The organism is Rhodococcus sp. NPDC006774 (assembly GCF_040636045.1).
Classification (GTDB): Bacteria; Actinomycetota; Actinomycetes; order Mycobacteriales; family Mycobacteriaceae; genus Rhodococcoides.
In genome coordinates, this window is record NZ_JBEYIW010000002.1 from 298,563 (window position 1) to 321,648 (window position 23,086).

The window sequence follows — 23,086 nt, forward strand, 5'->3', positions numbered from 1 at the left end:
CCGCCCGATGAAAGTGCTTCGCGTGCACGAGACTCTCGGCGATTCCAACACGTACGGAGGAATCGACGCGGGCGATGCCTTCCTGCCGCACCGCGACTCACGCGTCAAGGGTCCGGCGAATGTCGTTCCGGCAACGGCCTTCTGGCTCACCCGAGCCCGGATGGCCGACGTCCCCGCCCCCACCTCGCTCGGGTCGCACGCCGTTGTGGTGCTCTCGGGCGAGGTGCGGATGGACGTACGCGACCGCAGCCCGGCTGTGCTGACCGCCGGAGACCTGGTGTTCGCGAACGTCGCCAGTCCCGAGACCCTGACGATGACCTGGGACGGCTTCGCGTGGTTGCTCTACCTCGCGCTGGACGACTGGCTGCCCGAAGCAGGCGACAACGAAGCCCGACCCGACCCGGCGATCCGACAGGGCCGGCCGTCGCTGACGTGGATCTACGACGACGGCGGAACCTCACGGACCGAGCCGCTGCGCTGGCCGAGCGACCTGGCTCCGGTACCGCCGGTCGAACAGTGGCCCCGCTCGCTCGGAGCATTCGTCACCCGCCGCGATTACGGCGAGGACGGGTACGTTCCCGGCGTGTGGCACAACGGCCCGCGACCGCAGTTGGGCGTCACGCTCAACGGCAGGGCCGAGAACGAGACCGGGGACGGAACGGTGACCTCGCCGGTGGCAGGCGACATCGCCTACATCGACGACGTGACCGGAGCAGGCCACGTCACGCGCGGTCTCGGTGATCGGTGGATGCTGTTCGTTACAGTCGATCCGGAACACCTGCGTTTCGTACCGGAGAAGTAAGTCCCTCGCCGAGGAGGAGGCCCGACGTGCCGATCGCTGCGTCACCCGTGGAGTTCTCCACCGTCGGGCTTCCCTCCGTCGAGCGAATACAACGGTGGGAGGGACACAACTCCGAGGTGCTCATCGGACTGAGATGCCGCAGCCTCGAAGGCGGGTCCCTCGAGGCCACCGAAACCAACGTCCAGGTCGGATCGGTCGGCCTGGCCCGCGTCGTCGGAACCTCCCATGTCGTCGAGCGAGATGCCGAGCTGATTCGGCGTCGGCCGTCGGACTCGGTGGTCCTGTACTTCAGCCTGGTCGGCGATGCGTTCTTCTACTCCGAGGACGGAGTGCGCACCGTCGGCCCCGGCCAGGTGCTGCTGTGCGACGCCGACAGAGCCTTCATGCGCGGGTTCTCGCACGGCCTCGAGGAACTCGTCGTCAAGATCCCGCGCGGCATCTACTCCGACGTCACCGGAGAGGACTCGCTCGCGGCCCCGATGGTCTTCGACTTCTCGGCGAACGGCAACGTGCACGCCGCCGCCCTCGCTGCTCGGGTGAGCCGTGCGACTCGCGCCGACGGGCCGACCGCACCGGACGAGCGGACGATCCTCGAACTGGTCTCCGTCCTGACCGGTGGAACGCGCAGCGACGTCGGTGCGGCGCATCGCGCGTCTGCCCGCTCCTACATCGAGCGCCGTCTGACCGATGCGTCGTTGTCTGCCACGGACGTGTCCGACGCCATCGGCATCAGCGCCCGGCACCTGTCCCGAGTCTTCGCCGCCGACGGCACCAGCGTGCCCAAGTACATCCTCGAGCGACGCCTCGCCCGTGCACACACGGTGCTCACCTCGCCGTCGGGACGCTCGACGTCGATTGCCGAGATCGCCGCCTCCTGTGGATTCTCCTCTGCCGCTTACTTTTCCAGTGCCTTCTCGGCGCGGTTCGGAGCCAGAGCATCGGACGTTCGACGCGACGCCGTGGTGCTGCGGTCGGTGCACTAGTTTCGCAATTGCGCCACCGTTGTCGATTTGCGCCGAGATGACCGCGATCGATGGCCACCCCCGGTGTGATGCAGGACACTGGGTTGCAAGACCCGAGATCAACGTCGGGCGCAACGAAGGGTGTGTTCCATGCCGGTGTTCGACGACGGCCAGAAGGCCACAGAGCTGCCCGATTCCTCGGTGGTCGAGACCGACGTTCTCATCGTCGGCTCGGGGCCGGCCGGTGGATCCGCAGCACTGCTGCTGTCCACTCTCGGAATCCCCAACATCATGATCACCAAGTACCGCTGGACGGCCAACACTCCACGCGCTCACATCACCAACCAGCGCACCATGGAGGTCTTCCGCGACGTCGGTATCGCAGACCAGGTGCTGGCCGACGCCACCGAGCACGGGCTCGTCGGAGACACCGTGTTCTGCACCTCGATCGCGGGCGAGGAGATCGGCCGCATCCGCACGTGGGGTACCGGGGCCGACCGCGAAGCGGACTACCAGCTCGCCTCGCCGTGCCTGACCGTCGACATTCCCCAGACGTACCTCGAGCCCATCCTGGTGAAGAACGCGACGATGCGGGGAACCCAGGCCCAGTTCTCCACCGAATACCTCTCGCACGTCCAGGATGCCGACGGGGTCAGCGTCTCGGTGGTCGATCGACTCACCGGACACCGCTACACGATCCGTGCCAAGTACCTGATCGGCGCGGACGGAGCGCGTTCCAAGGTGGCCGCGGACATCGACCTTCCGCTCGAGGGCGCGATGGACATCGCCGGGTCGATGAACATCACCTTCAAGGCCGACATCGCCGAATACGTCGGACACCGACCGTCGGTGCTGTACTGGGTGATTCAGCCCGGATCCAACGTCGGCGGTATCGGTGCCGGGTTGGTTCGCATGGTCCGGCCGTGGAACGAGTGGCTCGTGGTCTGGGGATTCGACATCGCGCAGCCACCGCCGGTGGTGAACGAGGCGGCCGCCATCGAGATCGTTCGGAGCCTGCTGGGCATGCCGGACCTCGACGTCGAGATCACCGGAACATCGTTGTGGGGCAACAACGAAATGTACGCCACGCACCTGCAGAAGGGGCGGGTGTTCTGCGCGGGCGACGCCATCCACCGACATCCGCCGAGCAACGGTCTCGGCTCGAACACCTCGATCCAGGACTCCTACAATCTCGCGTGGAAGATCGCCGCGGTGCTGAAGGGTCAGGCAGGCGAGGCGTTGCTCGATACCTACACCGCCGAGCGTGCCCCGGTGGCCGAGCGAATCGTCAAGCGTGCCAACCGCTCCGGTCGTGAGTTCGCAGACCTGTTCCACGCCCTCGGGGTCACCGACGCCAAGACCGAGGAGGAGATGGTCGAACGCATCGAAGAGCGCAAGGCCAACACGCCTGCGGGCGCGGCGAAGCGGGCCGCGCTGGTGAAGGCGATGGAGATCAAGAACTACGAGTTCAACGCCCACGGAGTCGAATTGGGCCAGTTCTACACGTCCTCGGCCGTCGTGCCCGACGGGGTTCTGCCCGAGGCGGTACGAGACCCGGACCTGTACTACCAGGTCTCCACCGTGCCGGGATCGCACCTGCCGCACGCCTGGGTGGGCGACAACATGCACAAGTTCGCGATGATGGATCTCGCGCCCTACGACCGATTCACGCTCATCACGGGAGTGGCCGGATCGGATTGGGAGTCGGCGGCGGACAAGATCGGTCACGAACTGGGTGTGGCCGTCGAGGTCGTCGTCATCGGGCCCGGACGCGATGTCACCGACCTGTACTTCGACTGGTCTCGGCTCCGTGAGGTGACCGAGAGCGGTGCATTGTTGGTTCGCCCCGACAAGCACATCTGCTGGCGTGCACACGAACTCGCGGCAGACCCCGAGGACGCCCTGCGGCAGGCATTGACGGCGGTCCTGTCGCGATGACCTACGACTTCGCCTACGAGGCGAACCCGATGCGGGTGCGATTCGGTGCGGGCTCGCTGTCGGCTCTGGCCGACGAGCTCGATCACCTCGGTCTGCGGCGCGTCCTCGTTCTCTGCTCGCCGAGCCAGAAGGGCACAGCCGAACGTATTGCCTCGATGCTCGGAGACCGATGTGTGGGCGTACGGGCCGACGCCGTGATGCACGTGCCGTCGGAGGTGGCGAAAAGATCCAGCGCCGAAGCCCTTTCCCTCGGGGCCGACGGCTGCATCACCGTCGGCGGCGGCTCCTCGATCGGCCTCGGCAAGGCCATCGCACTCGTGCACGGTCTGCCGATCGTCGCGGTTCCCACCACGTACGCCGGATCGGAGATGACCCCGGTGTGGGGTCTGACGACCGACGGACGCAAGGAAACAGGCCGCGACATCAGGGTGCTGCCACGCAGCGTCGTCTACGACCCCGAGCTGACGACCGGCCTTCCGGTCGACATCTCCGTCACGAGTGGAATCAACGCCGTGGCGCACGCCGTCGAAGCGTTGTATGCACCCGACGTCAGCCCCATCGTCGCGCTGATGGCCGAGGACGGGGTGCGTGCACTCGCATCGGCGCTCCCCGCGATCGTGGCCGATCACCTCGATCCGCAGGCGCGCAGCGATGCCCTCTACGGTGCCTGGTTGTGCGGTGCCACTCTCGGTGCCACCACGATGTCTTTGCACCACAAGCTGTGTCACTCTCTCGGCGGTACCTTGAACCTGCCGCACGCTCCGACCCACACCGTGGTGTTGCCGCACGTGTTGGCCTTCAATCAGTCGGCTGCACCGGGCGCAGTGACGGCGCTCTCGCGTGCGCTTCCCGGTTCCGGTGACCCGGCAACCCGGTTGTGGGAGCTCTGTCGCGGACTCGGAGCGCCACGCTCCCTGGCCGAATTGGGTATGAAGGAGAAGGACATCGACCGAATCGCCGACGACGTGACGAGCAGATCGTACGGAAACCCGCGGCCCGTCACCCGTGAGGCCGCCACCGCCATTCTGCACGCAGCGTGGGCCGGCGACCCGCCGACCGACATCGGACAGTGAGAGAGACCATGACCGAGCAGACCATGACCGGACAAGCACAGGATGCCGTCGAAGAGCGGTTGGTGGAGAACGTACTTCGATCGTTCGACGACTGCACCGACCCCCGGTTGAAGCAGGTGATGACCTCGCTGGTGCACCACCTGCACGGGTTCATCCGCGATGTGCGACTGACCGAACAGGAATGGAACACCGCCATCGGCTTCCTGACCGAGGTCGGTCACATCACCGACGACCGCCGTCAGGAGTTCATTCTGCTCTCCGACGTCCTCGGGGCGTCGATGCAGACGATCAACGTGAACAACCCCGCCTACGAGGACGCGACCGAGGCGACCGTGTTCGGCCCGTTCTTCGTCGACGACGCGCCGCGTATCGAGAACGGTGGTGATGCATCGGGAGGTGCTGCAGGACAACCGTGCTGGGTCGAGGGAACCGTGCGCGACACCGCAGGCACACCGATCCCCGGAGCGCGCCTCGAAATCTGGGAAGCCGACGAGGACGGGTTCTACGACGTTCAGTACGACGACGCACGCGTCGGCGGTCGAGCGCATCTCTACAGCGACGACGACGGGAACTATCGATTCTGGGCGCTGACTCCGACTCCGTATCCGATTCCGCACGACGGGCCGGTCGGACGAATGCTCACCGCGACCGGTCGCTCACCGATGCGGGCATCGCACCTGCACTTCATGGTGACGGCACCGGGGATGCGCACGTTGGTGACACACATCTTCGTCAGCGGCGACGAACTGCTGGGCAGCGACACCGTGTTCGGAGTGAAGGAATCCTTGATCAAGGACTTCGTCGAGCAGCCGTCGGGAACACCGACTCCGGACGGTCGCGACGTCGGCGACAAGACCTGGGCCAGAGCCGACTTCGACATCGTGCTCGCACCGGCCGACGTCTGAGGGTGCCGGTTGGCTCAGGTCCGGCCTGAGGTGATCGAATCGACGAACGGGGTCAGCAGCAGCGCAAAATCATCTGCAGCAGCCGCAATATCGTGCGGGGGCTCGGGGATGTAGCTCAATGCCAGACGCACGATCGCCCTGCTGATGACGTCTGCCTGCCGTGGGCTCGCACCGACCCATCCGCGTTGGAAGGTGTTCGCGAGTCGGTCTCCCGCGCGCTCGATCAGTACGGCACTGTCGGTGGTGATCAGGCGGAGCAGATCCTCGGGGGCGTCGCCACCGTGCAGTGATCGCACGAGAGGATCCAGTGCACTCAGCTGGAAGAACGACGAGAAACCCTGGCGCAGGGCAGCGCCGGCATCGTCGGGATGCTCGTACAGCGCGGTTTCGCACAGGTCGACGAATATGTCCGTCAATCTGATGGCGTAACCCTGTGCGACGCCGCGTCGTGAACCGAACTCGTTGTACAGGCTCTGTCTGCTCAGGCCTGCCGCCTTCGCGATGTGACTCATCGTGACGTTGCGCCAGTTGCGCTCGTGCAACAACTCGCGCAACGCATCGAGCGCGGTATCGCGCGCAAGAGTGGACGCGGCTTCACGGTATCGACCGGGGGTCGACGTCTGTTCGGCTGCGGGCATGAACACGACTCTATCGAACGACCGCATGGGGTTGATCCAGCCAATCCTCTCCGAGGAGATCCCGATCGATGGGGTCTCCGCTCGCGATGAGGGATCTGATCTGCCTGATGTCCTTCGGGAAACCCACGCCGATGGCCCCGACGAGCTTCTCGTCACGCAGCGCACATGCCGTGAAGCGGCGGTCGGCGATGGTGCCGCGAACCACGACGTACTCGTCGTCGACGCCGGTCCACCCCGCGAACTGCAGGTTGACGCCGTGCTGAGTCGACCACCCCCACGGCACATCGAGATTGCCGACATCGAGACCGAGAATGGACCGTGCCGCCCGAGTCGCCTGATCGACGGCACCGTTCCAGTGCTCACTCCGATAGGTGCCGCCGAGAATCGTGTTGGGGACCTCCGCGACGTCGCCCGCGGCGTAGATGTTCGGTGTCGAGGTACGCATCTCCGAGTCGACCAGGACTCCGGAACGAATGTCGAGGCCGTGTTCGGCTGCCAGCTCGACATTGGGTACCGAACCTGCCGACACCAGGACGGTGCCGGCCGACCAACTGCGTCCGTCCTGTGCGACGGCACGAAGGGTACCGTCGTCCTGCTTGTCGAGACTCGTCACGGTGACGTCGGTGTGCATCGTTATACCGTTGTCTGCGTGTAGGTCTCGGTACATCTGCGAGATCTCCGCCGGAGCGATGCGACTCAGCGGAGCCGATGCTGCCTCCAGCACCGTCACCTCGGCACCGAGCGACCGCGCAGCCGCGGCCGCCTCGCATCCGATCAATCCGCCGCCGATCACCAGCAGTGATCCGGTGCGGAGGATGTCGGCATGCAGTGGTGCGACATCGGCGGAGGTGCGCAGGGTGAACACGTGCGCAGAACCCGGCAGATCGAGTTGCCGAGCCCGAGAACCCGTTGCCAACAGCAGGGCGTCGTACGGGACCGAGTCACCGTCGTCGAGCAGCACGGCCGAGTCGGTGATGGCGACAGCTGTGACGCCCGTCCGGACGTCGACACCCTCGATGGCTGCACCCAACCGGACCTGATCGACCGATTTGGTGCCCAGCAGCAGCTCCTTGGAGACCGCCGGGCGACGGTAGGTGGCCTCCTGCTCGCTTCCGATCTGCGTGATGGATCCCGTGAAGCCCTCGGCGCGTAGCACTTTGGCGGCGGTGTACCCGGTGGCGCCGGTGCCGACGATCACGACGTCAGCGGGTTGCCGAGCAGTCACCCGCGCTCGACCTCGACCATCTCGAAATCGGCCTTGGCAGCACCACAATCGGGGCACGACCAGTCGTCGGGGATGTCGTCCCAGCGCGTGCCCGGCTCGATCCCGTCCTCGGGCCAGCCCAGTTCCTCGTCGTACTCGAATCCACATTGAACGCAGCGGTAGAGCTTCATGCCTTACTCCTGAAGTCGATTTTCTCGCGGACACCGCAGTCGGGGCACGGCCAGTCGTCGGGTACCTCGGACCATGCGGTGCCGGCCGGAAAGCCCTCGCGTGGAGCGCCGTTGGTCTCGTCGTAGACGAACTCGCACACCGGGCACTCGAAGGCGGCCATCACTTGGCTCCGTGTGCGGCGAGGATCTTCTCTCGCTTGGACGGCTGGATGTTGACCTTCGTGATGTCACCGTCGTAGTGGTCGAGAACGCGGTGGTCCATCACCTTGCGCCACACCGGCGGGAAGTACGCCAGCGAAATCATGCTGGCGTATCCGCTCGGCAGATTGGGCGCTCCGTCCATGCTGCGCAGAGTCTGGTAGCGGCGGGTGGGGTTGGCATGGTGATCACTGTGTCGCTGAAGGTGATACAGGAAGATGTTGGTGACGATGTGATCGGAGTTCCAGCTGTGCTCGGGAGTGCAGCGCTCGTATCGGCCGTTCTCCTTCTTCTGACGCTGCAGGCCGTAGTGCTCGAGGTAGTTGACCGTCTCGAGCAGTGAGAATCCGTAGATGGCCTGAATCACCAGGAACGGGAGCACGATCGGACCGAACACTGCGACCAGCACTGCGTAGAGGACGACGGACATCAGCCAGGCGTTGAGTACGTCGTTCTGAATGCTCCACGTGCTCTTGCCCAATCGCTCCATGCGCGTCTTCTCCAGCTCCCACGACGACTTCAGGCTGCCCCAGACGCTGCGGGGGAGGAAAGCCCAGAAGCTCTCGCCGAACTTCGAGCTCGCCGGATCCTCGGGGGTGGCGACGCGGACATGGTGGCCGCGGTTGTGCTCGATGTAGAAGTGGCCGTAGAACGTCTGTGCCAGAGTGATTTTCGACAGCCAGCGCTCCAGGCTGTCCTTCTTGTGGCCGAGCTCGTGTGCAGTGTTGATGCCGACGCCGCCCATCACGCCGATGCTGATGGCCAGACCGATCTTCGAGATCAGGCCGAGCCCGCCGTCGATGCCGAGCCACGACAGGTTGTTCGCCGACCAGAGGTAGCAGGCGAACACCAGACTGGCGAGCTGGAACGGAATGTAGGCGTAGGTGCAGTAGCGGTAGTACTTGTCTTCCTCGAGTGCCTTCATCGCCTCGTCGGGAGGGTTGTCCCCGTCGGGCCCGAAGAACCGATCGAGAATCGGGAGCAATCCGTAGACCAGCAGCGCGCCGATCCACCACCAGACCGGAGCCACTGCGTTCCAGCCGAGCTGATTGAAAGCCCACACCAGGCCGGTCGCCAGGAACACCGCCGTCGGCGGAATCAGGCCCATCAGCCAGAGGTATCGCTTGCGGTCGTGCCACGCGTCGACCGGCGCCTGCGCCTGGTCGTCGACATTCGATGCGGTCATCGTCACTCCTCGTGTAAGGCCGATCACTGTGGATTGGACAATACACAAGATTTGTCAGGCTGTTGTACAAAATCAGAAATTTGTACAAACAATGTCTGGGACTGTGGCTGCGCCCACAGCACCACCGTTCGGACAGATCCAGCTGCTACCTTCCGACTCGTTGTGGCCGTTCACAAACGGCCGCAGCGCTCGTAGGTCCGTCTGTATCCCGTCGGGGGTACTTCACAACAGGAGTAGTTATGGACGCATTCATCGCCAAGATCATCGTCGACGTCATCCTCGGACTCATCGGCAGCGGAAGCGCCGAGAGCGGCAGCACTGCAGTGAGTGCACTCATCGGATCCTGACGTCGAACGGCTGCGCCGGTGCAACACCGGCGCAGCCTGCCCGAGAGTCGTGTCGCGGTGAGAGGACGTCGTTTGTAGTCTTAGCCGCAACGAAAGGGCACCCATCCAGCCATGAGCTACGACAACGACTACCCGTACGGCGACCATCGCAGCTCTCGTAGTCGTAGCAGGCGTCGTCGTTCCAAGAAGAGAACCGGTCGACGCATCCTGCTCGGTTTCGGTGTGTTCGTCGTCGTAGCGCTCGGACTCGGTGCCTGGCTCGCCTACACCGCCAACACCGCGTACACCTACCTCGAGCAGGCTCGTGACTACGCCCAGTCGGCGAAAACCGCACTGCTGGCGGGGGATACGCAGAAGGCCGAGACCTCCGTGGACGACGCGGTGCGTACCTCGACCCACGCGAAGGACGCCACCGATTCGCTGATCTGGAAGGCCGCCGCAGCGATTCCGTACGTGGGTCAACCGCTGGATGTCGTCTCGCAGATCACCGACGTCGTCAACGGGCTGACCGTGGATGTGCTGACGCCGTCGGTCGAGGTGGGGGCCACACTCGATCCGAGTCAGCTCCGCGGACCCGACGGTGCCATCGACATCGCCGCCCTGCGCGACGCCTCGCCCGCGCTGTCTCAGGCGTCCGCCGCGGCCGACGTGCTCAACGCACAATCCCAGGCGATCGAAGAGCCGACGTTCGTCGCGCAGATCGGTGACGCTCGAATTCAGTTGCAGGATCAGACGCACGAGCTGACGACACTGTTGACCAACACCGACATCGCCGCGAAAGTGCTCCCCGCGATGCTCGGTGCCGACGGCCCACGCAGCTACTTCATGGCCTTTCAGACACTGTCGGAATCTCGCGGAACCGGTGGCCTGATAGGCGGACTCGGCATCGTGCGTGCCGTCGACGGCAAGGTCGCGGTCGACTCGCTCGGTAGTAATCGCGAGCTCCGAATTCCCTACGACCCGATCGATCTCGGTCCGGACTTCTTCAACTTCTACGAGAGTCGCTTCCAGCCCACTCAGAATTGGCAGAACAGCAACGTCAGTCCGCACTTCCCGTACGCGGGGCAGATCTGGCAGTCGATGTGGGAGCAGGAAGCTGGCGAACGTGTCGACGGCGCTCTCGCAACCGATCCCGTTGCCCTCGGCTACATCCTCGACGTCGTCGGCCCCATCACGATGGGCGACGGTGAGGTGATCGACGGATCGAACGTCGTCCAGATCACGCAGTCCGATGCGTACTTCCGCTTCGAGGACGACAACACCGCGCGCAAGGCGTACCTGCAGGACATCGCAGCCCGCGTGGTCGCAAAGATGCAGGGCAACATCGGCTCTCCCAGCGCGCTGCTCGAAGCACTCGGCAAAGCGACCAGTGAAGGCCACATCGCCGTGTGGAGCGCCGACCCGGCTCTGCAATCGATCCTGGGACCGACCAAGATCGGCCACGAAGTTCCCGAGAGCCCCGACCCGTACGCCGCGGTGGTGGTGAACAACGGTGCAGGCGGCAAACTCGACTACTACCTGCAGCGCAAGGTCACCTACTCCGCACAGTCCTGCGACGGCCCGACGCGGACCACCCGCGTCGTCGCCGAGATCACCAACAACGCTCCGCAGCAGGACTACACCACCTACATCGCCGGCAGGCAGAACGAATCGACCCGATACGACGGACCTCCGGGAACCAACCGATCGGTGGTGGCGCTGTACGCAACTCAGGGCGCAACGTTGACCGATGCCACCATCAACGGAACCCCACTGTTTCTGCTGACTGCTGCCGAACGGGGCCATCCGGTGTTCTACGTGCCCGTCGTCATCGAGCCCGGACAGACCAAGACCATCGAGTACAACCTCGTCGAACCTACCGTTGCAGGCGAGGCGCAGGCACCGGTTCAGCCGCAGTCGGTTCCGGCACCGACCGAGGTGGATTTCCCCGCCTGCAACTGATGCACCGTCGCCCATGAGGCAGAATCCCCGGCGTGCGAAGAACTCGACTGTGGATCGCCGGTGCACTCGGGTTGGCGCTCGCCGCCGCGCTCGTGGCAGGACCACTGAAGAAGCCGGCGCTCACGGTCCGCAACGCGCACTGCTTCGGGTGGAGCGTCAACGACACCGGCCCACGGTTGGTGACGCTGGGAGACTCGATGGCGCAAGGTAATTCACGCGTCGACTGGGGAATTCACGGCAACACGGCGTGGTATTCGTACCTCGTGTGCGGGGACGACGCTCCCGCGGCCGACGGTGGCAACCTGGGAATCAACGGCGCGACGACGACGCAGATCCTCGCCCGAACCGACGACGCACTGGCAGCGAACCCGGACATCCTCGTTGTCAACGGCGGCACCAACGACCTCGCTCGGTCGGTTCCGCTACCCCGGATCATCGACAACCTGCGCACGATCCTGGACCGGGCACGCGACGTCGACACGGTCGTGATCGCCACGGTGCCGTCGTCGCGCAAGGTCAGTGCCGACGACCTGAACGGCGAGATTCGAGCACTGGCCGCCGAGCGCGGCATACCCGTCGCAGAATTCGCGCCACTGCTCGATCGACCCGGAGCCACCTTCGACGGCGTGCACCCCACCGCGAGCACGGCTGCCGAGATGGCGGCCGAGGTTGCCGGAGCGGTCGGAGTTCGAAAGACGTAACCGCCGTCGTGCCGGATGCGCGGGTCTGAGCGTTCGGAACCGTGTCCAGGACGCGGAATACCGCCGATCGGAGTCGATAGTGAACGCTGAGGTGCGGCGGCCTGTGGATAACTCGGATCTATCCACAGGTTTCGAAAACGACACTGGCGCAGGCGTCGTCGATCGTTCACCGTATCGGTATGGGGGTACACACAGCGGTCGATCTGATGGCGCGGGGGATGAGTCGCAGCACCATCACGCGTAGAACTGCGTCCGGGCAGTTGATTCGAGTACTTCCCGGAATCTACGCGACAAACGAGCCCGATTTTTTGGACCTGTGCACTGCGGTGACTCTGTGGAAGCCCGACGCTGTACTCAGCCATCTGACCGCGGCGTGGGTGTGGGGATTGGTCGAGGAAGAGCCGCCGCAGGTCACGGCGACAGTGCCACCTTCGGCCCGGCAGCAGTCACCGGAGTGGGTGAAGATCCATCGACGACGCATCCCCGAGTCGGACCGGTGCCGTGATCTTCCGGTGGTGACGTTGGCTCAGGTGTTCGTCGACGTGGCGGCAACTCTGACGGGTGAGGAGTTGGAGCGATTCTTCGACACGGCAATCGCGCGGCCGGCTCTGCGGCGTCGAATCGCGACGGCGTGCGAACTGTCTCGCGGGATGCGCGGCATGAAAGCCGTACGGAGACAACTGCGTCTGTGCTGCCTCGGCACTCGATCCGAGGCCGAGCGAGTGGTGGCACGAGCACTGTCCGCTCGACACTTCTTCATGGAGATCAATGCGCGGGTAGGGCCGTATTTCGGCGACCTCGTGGACTTTCGGGCACGGGTGATCGTGGAGATCGACGGACGCGAGTTCCACACGTCGAGCCGGGTATTCGACAGCGATCGTCGACGCCAGAACAGGCTGATCCTGGAGGGGTGGTTGGTTCTGCGCTACTCGGCCGTGCAGGCGTTGGGTGACACGCGACGCGTGGTGGACGAGATCATCGAGGTGGTCAGGCGTCGTCGACGTTCGATCGATGCAGTCGGCCGGGCACTGCCGCGGGCCTGAGCGTTCGGAACCGTGCGAGGGGCGCAGAATACCGCCGATCGGAGTCGATAGTGAACGCTCAGGTGCGCGCTCAGAGGCGGCCCTGTTGGATCGCGACGATGACGAGGGCGATCACAGCAATCGTGAGGATTGCTAAGAGCGCCAAGTGAATTGGATCGGTTGAGCCTGGCGGCCGAACCCCGTTCGGACCCCTTTTCTGGAGCATGTCACAGACTGTAGGTCACTTTCTCGGATTGTGCACAGGATAGGTGGTACAAACCGAGGCCGAACTGCCTCGCGAACTCGCACATGTGTTCGATAAAGCGTAGAGTCGGGCTCGGCGGAGTTGGGAGGGAAGCCCGGCTCCGCCGCCCAATCGTGGAAGGCCCAGTGAGGTGGACGGTGATCCGATGGACGACGTGCTGCGCAAGGTCGAGGAACTGAAGGCGTTGGTCGTAGAGCTCGAGGCGCTGGATCGACAACGCGTCGGACTGGGGGATCGGCTGGTGGATCTGGAGCATTTCTTTCGCAGAGCCGGATGCCCCGAACTGTCGCAGCAAGCCCTCGATGCGTTCATGGTGACCTATGCGGGCCGAGTGTTCGAGTTGGCCGACGGTATGCGGGGATAGGCGCAAGTTTTCCACTTTGCGGACCAGGTGGTTTCGTCTGTGGTTGACTTGTCCATCCACGTCGTGACACTAGGAAAGCTGCTCGAGACCTGTGAACAGTCTTCGCCAATGGTGGTCGCTCCCGGTCGACTACGGGTGGAACGTTGCGTATGCACGGTCCCAGCAAGCGCTGCACGTCACCAGGATCCTCATCGGGATCTTCTGCTTCTTCTACGCGGCTGCTGCGGTGATCGCCCTGACGATCCCGGGTCTCGGAGACAGCGGCCCGGGGCAATGGGCGCTGTGGTCGACCATCTTCACGACTCCTCCGCTGGGATTGGCCTGGCTGATCGGCGGTTGGCCGAGCTGGCGCATGTCGATCGCATTCGTGCTGTACGCCGACATCGTGCTCGCCGCAGTGCTCCTCACCATCGACGAGCCGTCCGAGATGCTGCCGATGGCGGCGCTGTTCACGGTGATGGGCAGCTACGTCGTGGGCTTCCACGGCCCCAAGTTGTTCACCGCGCATCACCTCTTCGCCTTCGTCACCGTTGCGGCCCTCTACGTCTCGGCCATGGTCGGCGACCCGGCGCAGCGGCTGCAGACCAATCTCTACCTGGTGATGCTCATCCTGGTGATGTTCTCGGCGCCGCTGATCTGTCACTCCTTCCTGATGCTGCTGCGCCGCGACGCCACCGGCGCGTTCTACGACCCGCTCACCGGACTCCAGAACCGCCGGGGATTCGACGCGGCGATCGGCAACCTCGACCTCCGATCCGGGATCGACACAGCAGTGGCCGCCGTGGTGATCGACATCGACAACTTCAAGGCCGTCAACGATCGATTCGGCCACGAGTACGGAGACACGGTCATCCGTCTCACCGCGAGCCGCATTCTCGATGTCTTCCCGGCACCGGCCGTGACGGTTCGACTCGGAGGCGAAGAATTCGCGATCGTCTGCCTCGACGGCGTCGACTCGGTGATCGACCGATCCGAGGAATTGCGAATCCGCCTGTGCGACGCGACCGACCGGTCCCCACTGACGGCATCGATAGGCGTCGCTCACACGGTTGTCGAGGCACGGGACATCGTCGGGGACGTCGATGTGCTGCTCGGCCGAGCCGATCGAGCGATGTACCGGGCCAAGCGGATCGGCGGCAACCGCGTCACGGTGTACCAACACGAGGAGCCGTCCATCCATCCGGTCGACGAACGGCAGTGAACGACGGCGTCGACCGGGTTCCGCACGGGAACCGGTCGACGCCGCCGATCGAGGTGCGAACCGCTATGCCACCTCTGCCGCAATCGCGGACCGGGTGCCGACGTCGAAGACCGGATCGGTCAGGTGCACGTCGAGAGTGCTTCCCGGACCGGCGATGATCGCGTTCAGCACCGACGTGAACGCGCCACAGTTCTGGAACTGCGGAATCGTGTACGTGCCCTTCACGTGTGCATCGGCCTGGTTGTTCTGAATCAGGTCGATCGCATCGAGCGAACCGGAGAGGTTGGCGGTGGTCTCGGCGGTGACGCAGTTGCTACCCGCCGGGATCAGGTCGACCGCGGCCGATCCGGCCGATCCGGTGTCGATGCCCAAGGGCTTCACCGAATCGATGCGAATCTTGAAGCTCTGTGCGACGTCGAGGTCCAACGTCGGTGCCTCGTCCGGGCCGCCGCGGACGATGGTGCCGGACACCGGCGTCGCGTCGACGATCGAGATCGTGAAGTTCGCCAGCGTCGCGGGTCCGAGTTTCAGGTCGGCCGACGCCTGTGGGAGTGCAAGTGTTCCGGTCACCGTGCCGTTGACCAGATCGACGTCCGTGGCGAGGTCGGTGGTGGGAAACACGACCGGCTGACCGGTCTTGGCGATGATCGTCGTCGTGTCGGCCTGGAACGTGATGGGGAGCGTGTCGGCAGCGTTCGCCGGGGCGGCGACGAGCGTGCCCAAGGCGATGCTCGACGCCAATGCCGTCATCGTGACGACAGTCTTGTTGCGAATCTTCACGTGGTCTCCTTCTCGAGAATGGTTGATGCGGAACGAGGTGGGACGGGAGGAGTCAGGACAGGGTGAAGGCGGGGTCGGGCTGGACCGAGAGGCTGTTGACGGTGCAGTTGCCGGACATCGGCTGGTCGGTCGCGGTGAGCGTGTTGGTCATGTTGTCGAAGGACCCGGCCAGCGTGGCGGGCCCGCAGTTGTAACCGACCAACGAGAAGCCCACGTTGGACACCTCACCGGTGGTGGCGCTGGTGGGGGTCAGAGTCCAGGGCAGGTTCTTCAGCTGGGGCAGGCCGCACAGACGGTTCGAACCGCTGATCTTGGCGTCGGTGATCAATGCCGAGGAACCGTCGGCACTGGTGGTGCCGGACAGTGAGATGGAACAACTCACGGGCACTCCGAACGAAGCCGGCGTGCTCACGACGATCGTGCCGGGTGCCGTGAAAGCGGTGCCTGCCGGGGAGATTGTTGCGGCGCCGGCGTTGGCGGCACCGACTGTCGCTCCGGCGATGGCAACAGCGGCCACGGCGGCAGCGAGCGTGCGAGAGCGGGTCGGCGGGTTGAGCGTCATCGATCGAACCTCCAAGTCCAGAATGGCTCCGGACCCCCGCGAGGGTCCGACGGTGCCGGTGTTCCGGCAGCCGGGAGGGACGTTAGGTCGACGAAACTTCTGCAGAAATTGCTTCAGCGCAAGTCTGTGAGAAGTCACAATCCGGTCGGTATGTTTGTTGTATGCAGTGGTAATGAAATTCGGCGGAAGTCTCGAAAGCGCACTGCAACTTCGGCTTTCGGCCCGATTTCGGGGCCGCGAAGGGCGCCCGATTCCGCGTGCCCGCTCTCGCGCGACGCCGTTACCAACCCGTTATACAACGTTACCGAAACGAGATAGTTACGACTGCGTCGATGACATCTCCGGCACCGATCATGAGGGAAGCGAAGAAAAGCATGCTCCACAGGTTTGAAAACGGATGAGCCCCCGCGTGACGGGGGTCGTTTTTTCGTGTCAAACTGTGGGTGTGACGTTCGCGCTGGCCGAAGCAGGATCTGCAGTCGACACGGACACGGGAGAGCTGACGGTGCATCCGTATTTCGCCCCGGTCTGTCGGCTGGACAACGGCGCGCTCGCAGCGATCGAAGTTCAGTTGCGGGGCCCCGAGAACGGTCCGCTCGCGTCGGCCGACGCGCTCAAGCGCGCGGCCAGAGCAATGGACGCCAAGCGTGAACTCGACGCGCTCGCGTGGGGAGTGGCTCGAATCAACCAGTCTGTGCGGTTGCCGATGCTCGTCTCCATGGACGTCGACTCTCTTGCCGCGCTCGATTCCGCCACCGAAGAACAATTGCGCCGCGACATCGTGGTCGTCACCGAAGCGGCACTCGTGGACAGTCCGGCCCGCACCCTCGCCGCGATCGACAAGGCCAGGCGCGACGGCAAGGTGGTGGCCGTCGACGATGTCGGCCGTCGGCCGCAGTCGATGACTCTGCTGCCGCTGATCGAACCCGACGTGATCATCCTCGCCGGGTCGATGGTGTCCCGACGCCCCGATCTGGCCACCGCACGCACCGCCCACGCCGTCTCGGCTCAGGTGGAACGCACCGGCGCGGTGGTGGTGGCAAGCGGAGTCGACACCGCATTGCATCGCACCCGCGCACTCGGACTCGGAGCGACCTACGGGGTGGGCGAGTTGTATCCGGCGGCGGAGACGACCGAGGAGCTTCCTGCCGACGCTGCCGAGGTGATGCCCCCGTTCCCGACCTGGAGCACACCTGCTGTCGCCGCGGCATCGCCGTACGCCATCGCGTCCGACGGTAAGACGGCCACCCGCAGCACCAAGCGTCTGCTGGTGGCGATGAGTACGTCCCTCGAGATGCAGGCTGCCGCAGCGGGGCCGGAAACGTTGGTACTCGGCACTTTTCAGCGGGCGGAGCACTTCACCTCGACCACCCGTGGGCGTTGGGTCTCGATGGCCGAGCAGATCTCGTACGCCGGCGTGTACGGCGTGGGCATGGGTTACGTGCAGGAGGGTGGCGTCATGCACGCGCCCCTCGATCCGACGGATCCGCTCGTGGAGGAGTGGAACGTCGTGGTGCTCGGACCGCACTTCTGCGGAGTGCTCGCAGCGATCGATCTGCACCGCGGGGAGGTGGACGCCGATCGCGAGTTCGATTACGTGATGTCGTACGATCGCGCGACCGTAGTACGTTGTGCGCGTGCGATTCTCGCGCGTTTTTGACCCACCGATGACTGCGTCCCCGGAACGGATGTTTCGGGCAGCCATGGCAGGGCATACGGCACAGCAGGTAATGAAGTAGTCCGGACTGCCGCATTGCTCAGGCCCCGTGCGTTGAACACACAGCGCACGGGGTCGCCTGACACATCACCGCTCGGTCGAGGCCCGGTCCACCAGTTCCTGTGCGATGTCGCGAAGCTTGCGATTGGTGCCCTGCGATCGGTCGACGAGCAGTCCGAATGCCGCGTCGGCACTAATGCGATGTATTGCCATCAACATTCCCTTGGCCTGTTCTATCGGTGCTCGCTGCGAGAGTGCCCTCTGAACGTCGTCCGGCAGCCCCGAGTGGGTTACGTTCGCTGCGGTCATGCTGACATTGTTGCGCGTCTTGTTCCGACGCAGGTCAGACCCAGAAAGACGCGCCGAAAACGCGTCGAACAGAGCCGTTGGCGTGACCTTTTTCGTAGCGACCCGTTATTGTTCCGTGATCAGGCGGCAGGGTTGGACAGTGGGCGCCCGATGAGAAATTCGAGTGTGCGGTATGCGTCCGTGCGGCGGCCGTTACTCGCATTGTCGTGATAGGCGGCACCGGCGACGACCACGCCGACCGGAATGCGACCCGACTCGATATCGCGAGCCGTCTGCTCGGCGCAGTTACGCAACACCGGGCAGTCGGCGCACAGGCGCCATGCCTTTTCTGCGCGCTTGCGACCGTGTCGAGGAAGTTGCTGCGAGTCGTAGGCATCCATGTCTTCGATGCACGCACCCTTGAGGCGCCAGACCTGGTCATCCGTCATCGTCGTGATCCGTTTCGCGTCGTGCCGATCATTCCACGACCTTTGTTCCCCGTCCGGATCAACTCGAAACACCCAAATGCCTTGCGCCGCCCCGGGCCCGCCGGGGTCAGGCCGGACGACGAGCGGCGACCCGCGATGCTGCGGCCGCCGCCGCGATGGTCACCAGTGCGCCGAGCACGATGGCGGGGCCCTCACCGGGAGCCAGCACGCCGCTCTGCGTGCCGAGTGTCACGGCCGAGACCGGAACACCCATCTGGGCTGCCGCGAGTATCCCGAGCCCGGCGGGCTGGCCCGTCAGACGCATCGCACCGTGCGCGGCGATGGCTCCGAATCCCAACACGAGTCCCAGCGCGATCATGTTCGGGTGACTGCCGAGGGCGCGCAGATCGAGGGATGCGCCGAGCCAGACGAAATACAGTGGCCCCAGGAAACCTTCGGTGATGGCGAACAGTTGTTTCGCAAGGCGTCGCGGTTCTCCGATGGCAGCGACGGCCAGCCCGAAGCCGAAGCCGGCCAGCATCACCGATGCATGGGTGTGGACCGCGAGGGCCGCGAGGCCGAACAGCAGAATCAGGTTGAGGCGCAGTTCGAGCGCGAGTTTGCGTTGGGCAGACACATGATGCACGCGACGGCGCAGTCCCGAGGCGTCGAAGTGGCGCAGGACGACAAAGATCACGGCGGCGGCGATCAGGACCGTCGCCGATCCGAGTGCGGCGGGACCGGCCTGCCGTGGATCGATCACGAGAGGCAGCGCGACGATACAGACCGCGTCCGCCAGCGCGATCTGCGGCAGGAGGGCCATCAGACCGGGTGCGGTCATCGTGGTGGACTCGACGATCGGCATGATGACAGCGGCCGAGGACGATGCCATCAACACCGCGTACAGGCCGAGGTGAGGTGGATCGAACGCGGCGGAGACGGCCCAGCCGAGCACGGTTGCCAGCAGCCCGACGGTCACCGCCCGCGCAGTACCGACCCCGAGACCGATGCGCAGTCGCGGGTCGCGAATCGGTATCTGACTGCCGGCCGCGAACATGACGAGCGCAAACCCCACCTGCGCCAGGAAGCTCAGCGTCTGCTCGCTGGGGTCGACGATGCCGAAGCCTGTGTGGCCGAGAGCAATTCCGGCGACGAGTTCGCCGACGACGACGGGTATCCGAAGCCCGCGCGGAAGCGCCAGCAGTGGGCCGAGCAATCCCACTGCGGCACACAGGGCGAGCGTCTCGAAGGTCATACGCCCGCTCCGACGTCAAGCAGAGTTCAGAATGGGTCGTCGACTCGACGGCAGTGCCGACGCCACGAGGTCGCGAGGGTGCAGCGCGCCCTGCTCGTCCATCATCACCTGTATTCGAAGATCGACCACGCGTAATTGTGCAGCCAACGGGCTGCACATGAGCGCACGCTCGTAGTCCGCACTGCCGGAACAGAATTCGGTGCCGATACCGATCATGTCATCGCCTCCTCGAACGTGGGAGCTTCGTGTCGACGAGTTCAAGGACGACAGTCCTGAGCGTACGACTACACACGCGATGTGCCATCGGCACAAAGGCCCTTTTTTCGAGGACGCTCGGCCCTCCTCGTGGTGACCGGCCGCGTCGCCGGGCTTCGACGGCGCTACCGCGAGCGATGGTCGCGGGCCTGTAGAAAGTGTTGCCAATCTCTGTCCCACTGCCGCATTCGTGAACGTTCGCCGGCTTTGGTGGTGAGGTAGACCAGACCGCCGATGACGAGGGCACCGAGGAACCATACGAACACGGCCGTGGCAGCTCCGTTGACGACGGCACCGGCAGCAGTGTCGGGAGCGCGCACCAGATTCCCGTCCGCATCACGCCAGATCGGAGTCGTGTCACCGACTCGCAATGCCGACGGTACGTCGGTTGCCCCGGAGTGCAGCGAGCCGTCCGGCGCGCTCCACTGCACGGTCGCGGTACCGGCCACGGTCGTGACGCCGTCGGTATCGGACCCAGCGGATTTCGTGGCGTCGATGACACGGGCATCGACTCGAACATATTCTGCGCGTTGCTGTTGCGAGCGGAGCGACAGGTCGCTGTAGGTCACCGAACCGATCGTCGCTGCAACGGGTATCAGCAGCAGAAGCGCCGCGATTCCGACGACGAATGCCGCTCGTTCGATCCTGTCCGGCAACCGCATCAGTGGATTGGAGATCCACGGACTGTGTCGCCACCGGTGCGCGAGTTCCGAGAACATAGCCGTCACCTACTCCTACCCGAAGTGCATTCGTCTTCCCCGAGTCTCCGGCGTCGAGCAGTGGATGCGTAAGGGCACAAGGTCCCGATGCGGCGGGGCTGTCGGCAACCGAGGACTCAACGCACCACGAGAATCGGACAGCACGATGCGTGCACCAGCGACTGCCCGACCGACCCGGTGAGAGGTCCCGTCCAAGGACCGAGCCCGCGGCTGCCGACCACGAGGAGGTGTGCCGTAGCCGATGCGAGTCGAAGCTCGTGTTCCGCGGACGAGTCGAGCAGGTGCAGATGCACGGTCACGGTGGGATGCACGGACGCAGCAGCGTCGACGCGTCCGCCCAGCCATTCGAGTGCTCGGAGCTGTTCCAGCTCCGCATCTTTCGTGGCAGGCCGACGGTGGGGCGATCCGACGTGCAGCGCGGTGAGGGGGACCTCGAGTGCATCGGCGAACCAGAAGGCTGCCTCGATCGCTCGGGTGCAGGAGTCGGAGTGATCGACACCGACGACAACCGGAGCGGCCGGCGTGATGTCTGTGTGCTGGGGGCGCCACACCAGGACCGGGCACGCAGATTCTGCGACGATGCGAGTTGCATTGCGGCCGAACAGCACATCTCGGATCGGGCCCGATTCACGACCTCCGATGACGATCAGATCAGCGGTGTGCGACAGTGCGCCCAGAACCGAGGCGATGGGATCGTCCGTCAGGATCGAATCGATTGCGATGCGGGGATCGAGACCGGAGAGCTCACTGCGAGCAGATCGCAGAAGCCGTTGACCGTGTAGTCGCATCGACGACCGAGTCGATTGCCGGGGCGTGAGTGCATGCACGAGCCGAATGCGTGCCCCGGTGACAGAGGCCAGTCCCGCGGCCCAGGACAGTGCGTCGCGGGACTTCGGGGTGCCGTCGAGCGCGACGACGATGTCACCCCAATCTTTCTTCGCCCAGAAGCCGGGAGCGACCGGGGTTCGTGTGGGCTGGGGTCGCGGCTCCGCGCTCACCATGATCGCTCTGCCATGGGCGGCAGGGTGCGGCGTATCGCGGCCGCGACGACTGTGGGGGTCAGATCGGGGAACCTCGCGGCGAGCGTGGACGCGATCGATGTCAGTTCGTCGTTCACCAGCCGGGTGGTCGGTCCTGCGTCGGTGATGGTCATGAAGATCGGCTACCTCGCGGTCCCGGAGACGGAGTGCTCCTGCCTCGAGGGTGCCCGGCGTGTTTCGCGCGATACAGGGCCTTTCGTCGGTAACCGTGTTGTCGAAGGAACCCGAGATCAGCTCAGGAAGGCCGCGTCGATGACGACGTACCCGGCCACTGCGAACACCAGGTAGGCGAACAGGCGTTGCAGCCGTGCGGTATCGACCCGGGTTCCGAAGTGCGCTGCCAGGAGGGAGCCGACAATTGCGGTGCCTGCGAACGCAAGGGTGATCGACCAGTCGATGGTCGTGCCGCTCAGATGTGAGAACAGACCGGCGACGGAGTTGGCAACGATGATGACCAACGAGGTGCCGACCGCGACCGACATCTCTATGCCGAGCATCAGCACCAGCACCGGAATGATGAGGAAGCCGCCTCCGACGCCGAACAGCCCGGTCATGAATCCGACAGCAAGGCCTGCCGGAATCGAACGTGGAGCGCAGTGTCTCCAGTTGATGCCCGATGCCGATGTCTTGCAGGCTGTTCCTGTATCTCCTCGCTCGGCGAGCATCCGGGCTCCTGCGGCAACCATCACGGCGGCGAAGCCGAGCAGCAGAATCCTCTCGGGAAGCAGCCGGCCGAGTGCGCTGCCGGCGAAGGTCGCTGGAATGCCGGTCGCAGCGAACACCGCCGCCAGTCGCCATTCGACGCGGCGGGCTCGCAGCTTCGGTATCACTCCCACCGCCGAGGCGGTGCCGACGACGATCAGCGAGACGGGGATCGCTTCCTCCACGCCGAGGCCAAGGGCGAACACCAACACCGGGACCGCAAGAATGGATCCGCCTCCACCGAGTAGGCCAAGGAGAATTCCGATCACAGCGCTGAATCCGAGCGCCAGCCCCAATGTCATCGTGTGTTCACTCCAATCTATGGTGCACGGTATACCCCAGGGGGTACTTGACATACCCTAGGGGGTATTGCACACTGTGTCTACCACCTCGCGAAACTTG

At 64.8% G+C, this 23,086-nt stretch carries 26 protein-coding genes; 11 read left to right on the top strand and 15 right to left on the bottom strand.

The window, feature by feature from the left end; genetic code table 11:
* Positions 1–7 precede the first annotated feature (7 nt).
* From ABZ677_RS04520 to ABZ677_RS04540, 5 genes are all read left to right on the top strand, one after another.
* Positions 8–802, top strand: coding sequence for a hypothetical protein (locus ABZ677_RS04520; protein WP_358366884.1), 795 nt, complete (start codon positions 8–10; stop codon positions 800–802).
* 26 nt (positions 803–828) lie between these two features.
* Positions 829–1,785 (top strand): AraC family transcriptional regulator, encoded by a 957-nt coding sequence (locus ABZ677_RS04525; RefSeq protein ID WP_176459105.1) that lies wholly within the window; start codon positions 829–831, stop codon positions 1,783–1,785.
* 129 nt (positions 1,786–1,914) lie between these two features.
* Positions 1,915–3,702 carry an FAD-dependent monooxygenase gene (locus ABZ677_RS04530; RefSeq protein ID WP_358366888.1) on the top strand — a complete coding sequence of 596 codons (1,788 nt, stop codon included), beginning with the start codon at positions 1,915–1,917 and terminating at the stop codon, positions 3,700–3,702.
* Complete coding sequence (locus ABZ677_RS04535; RefSeq protein WP_358366891.1) at positions 3,699–4,775, top strand: maleylacetate reductase; 1,077 nt, start codon at positions 3,699–3,701, stop codon at positions 4,773–4,775. Before ABZ677_RS04530 ends, ABZ677_RS04535 begins: the two co-directional genes overlap by 4 nt.
* Positions 4,776–4,783: 8 nt before the next feature.
* Positions 4,784–5,680 (top strand): dioxygenase, encoded by an 897-nt coding sequence (locus tag ABZ677_RS04540; protein WP_037193899.1) that lies wholly within the window; start codon positions 4,784–4,786, stop codon positions 5,678–5,680.
* 14 nt (positions 5,681–5,694) lie between these two features.
* Here ABZ677_RS04540 and ABZ677_RS04545 read toward each other — a convergent pair whose 3' ends face one another.
* The 5 genes from ABZ677_RS04545 to ABZ677_RS04565 are packed head-to-tail and all read right to left on the bottom strand — an operon-like array spanning position 5,695 to position 9,097.
* Positions 5,695–6,318, bottom strand: a complete 624-nt coding sequence (locus tag ABZ677_RS04545) for a TetR family transcriptional regulator (protein ID WP_037193901.1) — start codon at positions 6,316–6,318, stop codon at positions 5,695–5,697.
* Between the two features lie 10 nt (positions 6,319–6,328).
* Positions 6,329–7,543, bottom strand: a complete 1,215-nt coding sequence (locus ABZ677_RS04550; protein WP_358366895.1) for an FAD-dependent oxidoreductase — start codon at positions 7,541–7,543, stop codon at positions 6,329–6,331.
* Complete coding sequence (locus ABZ677_RS04555) at positions 7,540–7,713, bottom strand: rubredoxin (protein WP_027495558.1); 174 nt, start codon at positions 7,711–7,713, stop codon at positions 7,540–7,542. The genes ABZ677_RS04550 and ABZ677_RS04555 overlap by 4 nt, the downstream gene beginning before the upstream one ends.
* The gene (locus ABZ677_RS04560) at positions 7,710–7,874 is read right to left on the bottom strand and encodes a rubredoxin (RefSeq protein ID WP_037193905.1); all 165 of its coding nucleotides are present in this window, start codon (positions 7,872–7,874) and stop codon (positions 7,710–7,712) included. Before ABZ677_RS04560 ends, ABZ677_RS04555 begins: the two co-directional genes overlap by 4 nt.
* Positions 7,874–9,097 carry an alkane 1-monooxygenase gene (locus ABZ677_RS04565; RefSeq protein WP_037193907.1) on the bottom strand — a complete coding sequence of 408 codons (1,224 nt, stop codon included), beginning with the start codon at positions 9,095–9,097 and terminating at the stop codon, positions 7,874–7,876. Before ABZ677_RS04565 ends, ABZ677_RS04560 begins: the two co-directional genes overlap by 1 nt.
* Before the next feature lie 458 nt (positions 9,098–9,555).
* Between ABZ677_RS04565 and ABZ677_RS04570 the strand changes: the two genes are divergently transcribed.
* From ABZ677_RS04570 to ABZ677_RS04590, 5 genes are all read left to right on the top strand, one after another.
* Complete coding sequence (locus tag ABZ677_RS04570; protein WP_358366900.1) at positions 9,556–11,385, top strand: DUF4012 domain-containing protein; 1,830 nt, start codon at positions 9,556–9,558, stop codon at positions 11,383–11,385.
* Positions 11,386–11,417: 32 nt separating this feature from the next.
* The gene (locus ABZ677_RS04575; RefSeq protein WP_179274704.1) at positions 11,418–12,086 is read left to right on the top strand and encodes a GDSL-type esterase/lipase family protein; all 669 of its coding nucleotides are present in this window, start codon (positions 11,418–11,420) and stop codon (positions 12,084–12,086) included.
* A gap of 179 nt (positions 12,087–12,265) precedes the next feature.
* Positions 12,266–13,129: a DUF559 domain-containing protein gene (locus ABZ677_RS04580; RefSeq protein WP_358366903.1), complete on the top strand. Its 864-nt coding sequence runs from the start codon at positions 12,266–12,268 to the stop codon at positions 13,127–13,129.
* 389 nt (positions 13,130–13,518) lie between these two features.
* A complete protein-coding gene (locus ABZ677_RS04585; RefSeq protein WP_037194183.1) occupies positions 13,519–13,737 on the top strand; it encodes a hypothetical protein in 219 nt (72 codons plus the stop codon).
* A 91-nt stretch (positions 13,738–13,828) separates the two neighbouring features.
* The gene (locus ABZ677_RS04590) at positions 13,829–14,938 is read left to right on the top strand and encodes a diguanylate cyclase (RefSeq protein ID WP_358366907.1); all 1,110 of its coding nucleotides are present in this window, start codon (positions 13,829–13,831) and stop codon (positions 14,936–14,938) included.
* A gap of 63 nt (positions 14,939–15,001) precedes the next feature.
* Here the strand turns inward: ABZ677_RS04590 and ABZ677_RS04595 are convergent, their stop codons facing one another.
* Positions 15,002–15,718 (bottom strand): hypothetical protein, encoded by a 717-nt coding sequence (locus ABZ677_RS04595; RefSeq protein ID WP_358366910.1) that lies wholly within the window; start codon positions 15,716–15,718, stop codon positions 15,002–15,004.
* Positions 15,719–15,770: 52 nt separating this feature from the next.
* On the bottom strand, positions 15,771–16,280 hold the full coding sequence (praA, locus tag ABZ677_RS04600; protein ID WP_358366913.1) for an alkane oxidation protein activator PraA: 510 nt from the start codon (positions 16,278–16,280) through the stop codon (positions 15,771–15,773).
* A gap of 445 nt (positions 16,281–16,725) precedes the next feature.
* Here praA and ABZ677_RS04605 point away from each other — a divergent pair, with 445 nt between their 5' ends.
* The gene (locus ABZ677_RS04605; RefSeq protein WP_358366915.1) at positions 16,726–17,940 is read left to right on the top strand and encodes an EAL domain-containing protein; all 1,215 of its coding nucleotides are present in this window, start codon (positions 16,726–16,728) and stop codon (positions 17,938–17,940) included.
* A 144-nt stretch (positions 17,941–18,084) separates the two neighbouring features.
* Here ABZ677_RS04605 and ABZ677_RS04610 read toward each other — a convergent pair whose 3' ends face one another.
* From ABZ677_RS04610 to ABZ677_RS04645, 8 genes are all read right to left on the bottom strand, one after another.
* Positions 18,085–18,306 (bottom strand): ANTAR domain-containing protein, encoded by a 222-nt coding sequence (locus ABZ677_RS04610; protein ID WP_082323795.1) that lies wholly within the window; start codon positions 18,304–18,306, stop codon positions 18,085–18,087.
* A 119-nt stretch (positions 18,307–18,425) separates the two neighbouring features.
* Positions 18,426–18,734, bottom strand: coding sequence for a WhiB family transcriptional regulator (locus tag ABZ677_RS04615; RefSeq protein WP_037193923.1), 309 nt, complete (start codon positions 18,732–18,734; stop codon positions 18,426–18,428).
* Positions 18,735–18,840: 106 nt separating this feature from the next.
* Positions 18,841–19,968, bottom strand: coding sequence for a cation:proton antiporter (locus tag ABZ677_RS04620; RefSeq protein WP_358366920.1), 1,128 nt, complete (start codon positions 19,966–19,968; stop codon positions 18,841–18,843).
* 15 nt (positions 19,969–19,983) lie between these two features.
* Positions 19,984–20,184, bottom strand: coding sequence for a hypothetical protein (locus ABZ677_RS04625; RefSeq protein WP_094633401.1), 201 nt, complete (start codon positions 20,182–20,184; stop codon positions 19,984–19,986).
* 164 nt (positions 20,185–20,348) lie between these two features.
* Positions 20,349–20,942 (bottom strand): hypothetical protein, encoded by a 594-nt coding sequence (locus ABZ677_RS04630; RefSeq protein ID WP_358366923.1) that lies wholly within the window; start codon positions 20,940–20,942, stop codon positions 20,349–20,351.
* Positions 20,943–21,058: 116 nt separating this feature from the next.
* Positions 21,059–21,943, bottom strand: coding sequence for a universal stress protein (locus tag ABZ677_RS04635; protein WP_358366926.1), 885 nt, complete (start codon positions 21,941–21,943; stop codon positions 21,059–21,061).
* Positions 21,937–22,095, bottom strand: a complete 159-nt coding sequence (locus ABZ677_RS04640) for a hypothetical protein (RefSeq protein ID WP_358366928.1) — start codon at positions 22,093–22,095, stop codon at positions 21,937–21,939. Before ABZ677_RS04640 ends, ABZ677_RS04635 begins: the two co-directional genes overlap by 7 nt.
* 117 nt (positions 22,096–22,212) lie before the next feature.
* Positions 22,213–22,986, bottom strand: coding sequence for a sulfite exporter TauE/SafE family protein (locus tag ABZ677_RS04645; protein ID WP_358366931.1), 774 nt, complete (start codon positions 22,984–22,986; stop codon positions 22,213–22,215).
* Between the last annotated feature and the right edge of the window lie 100 nt (positions 22,987–23,086).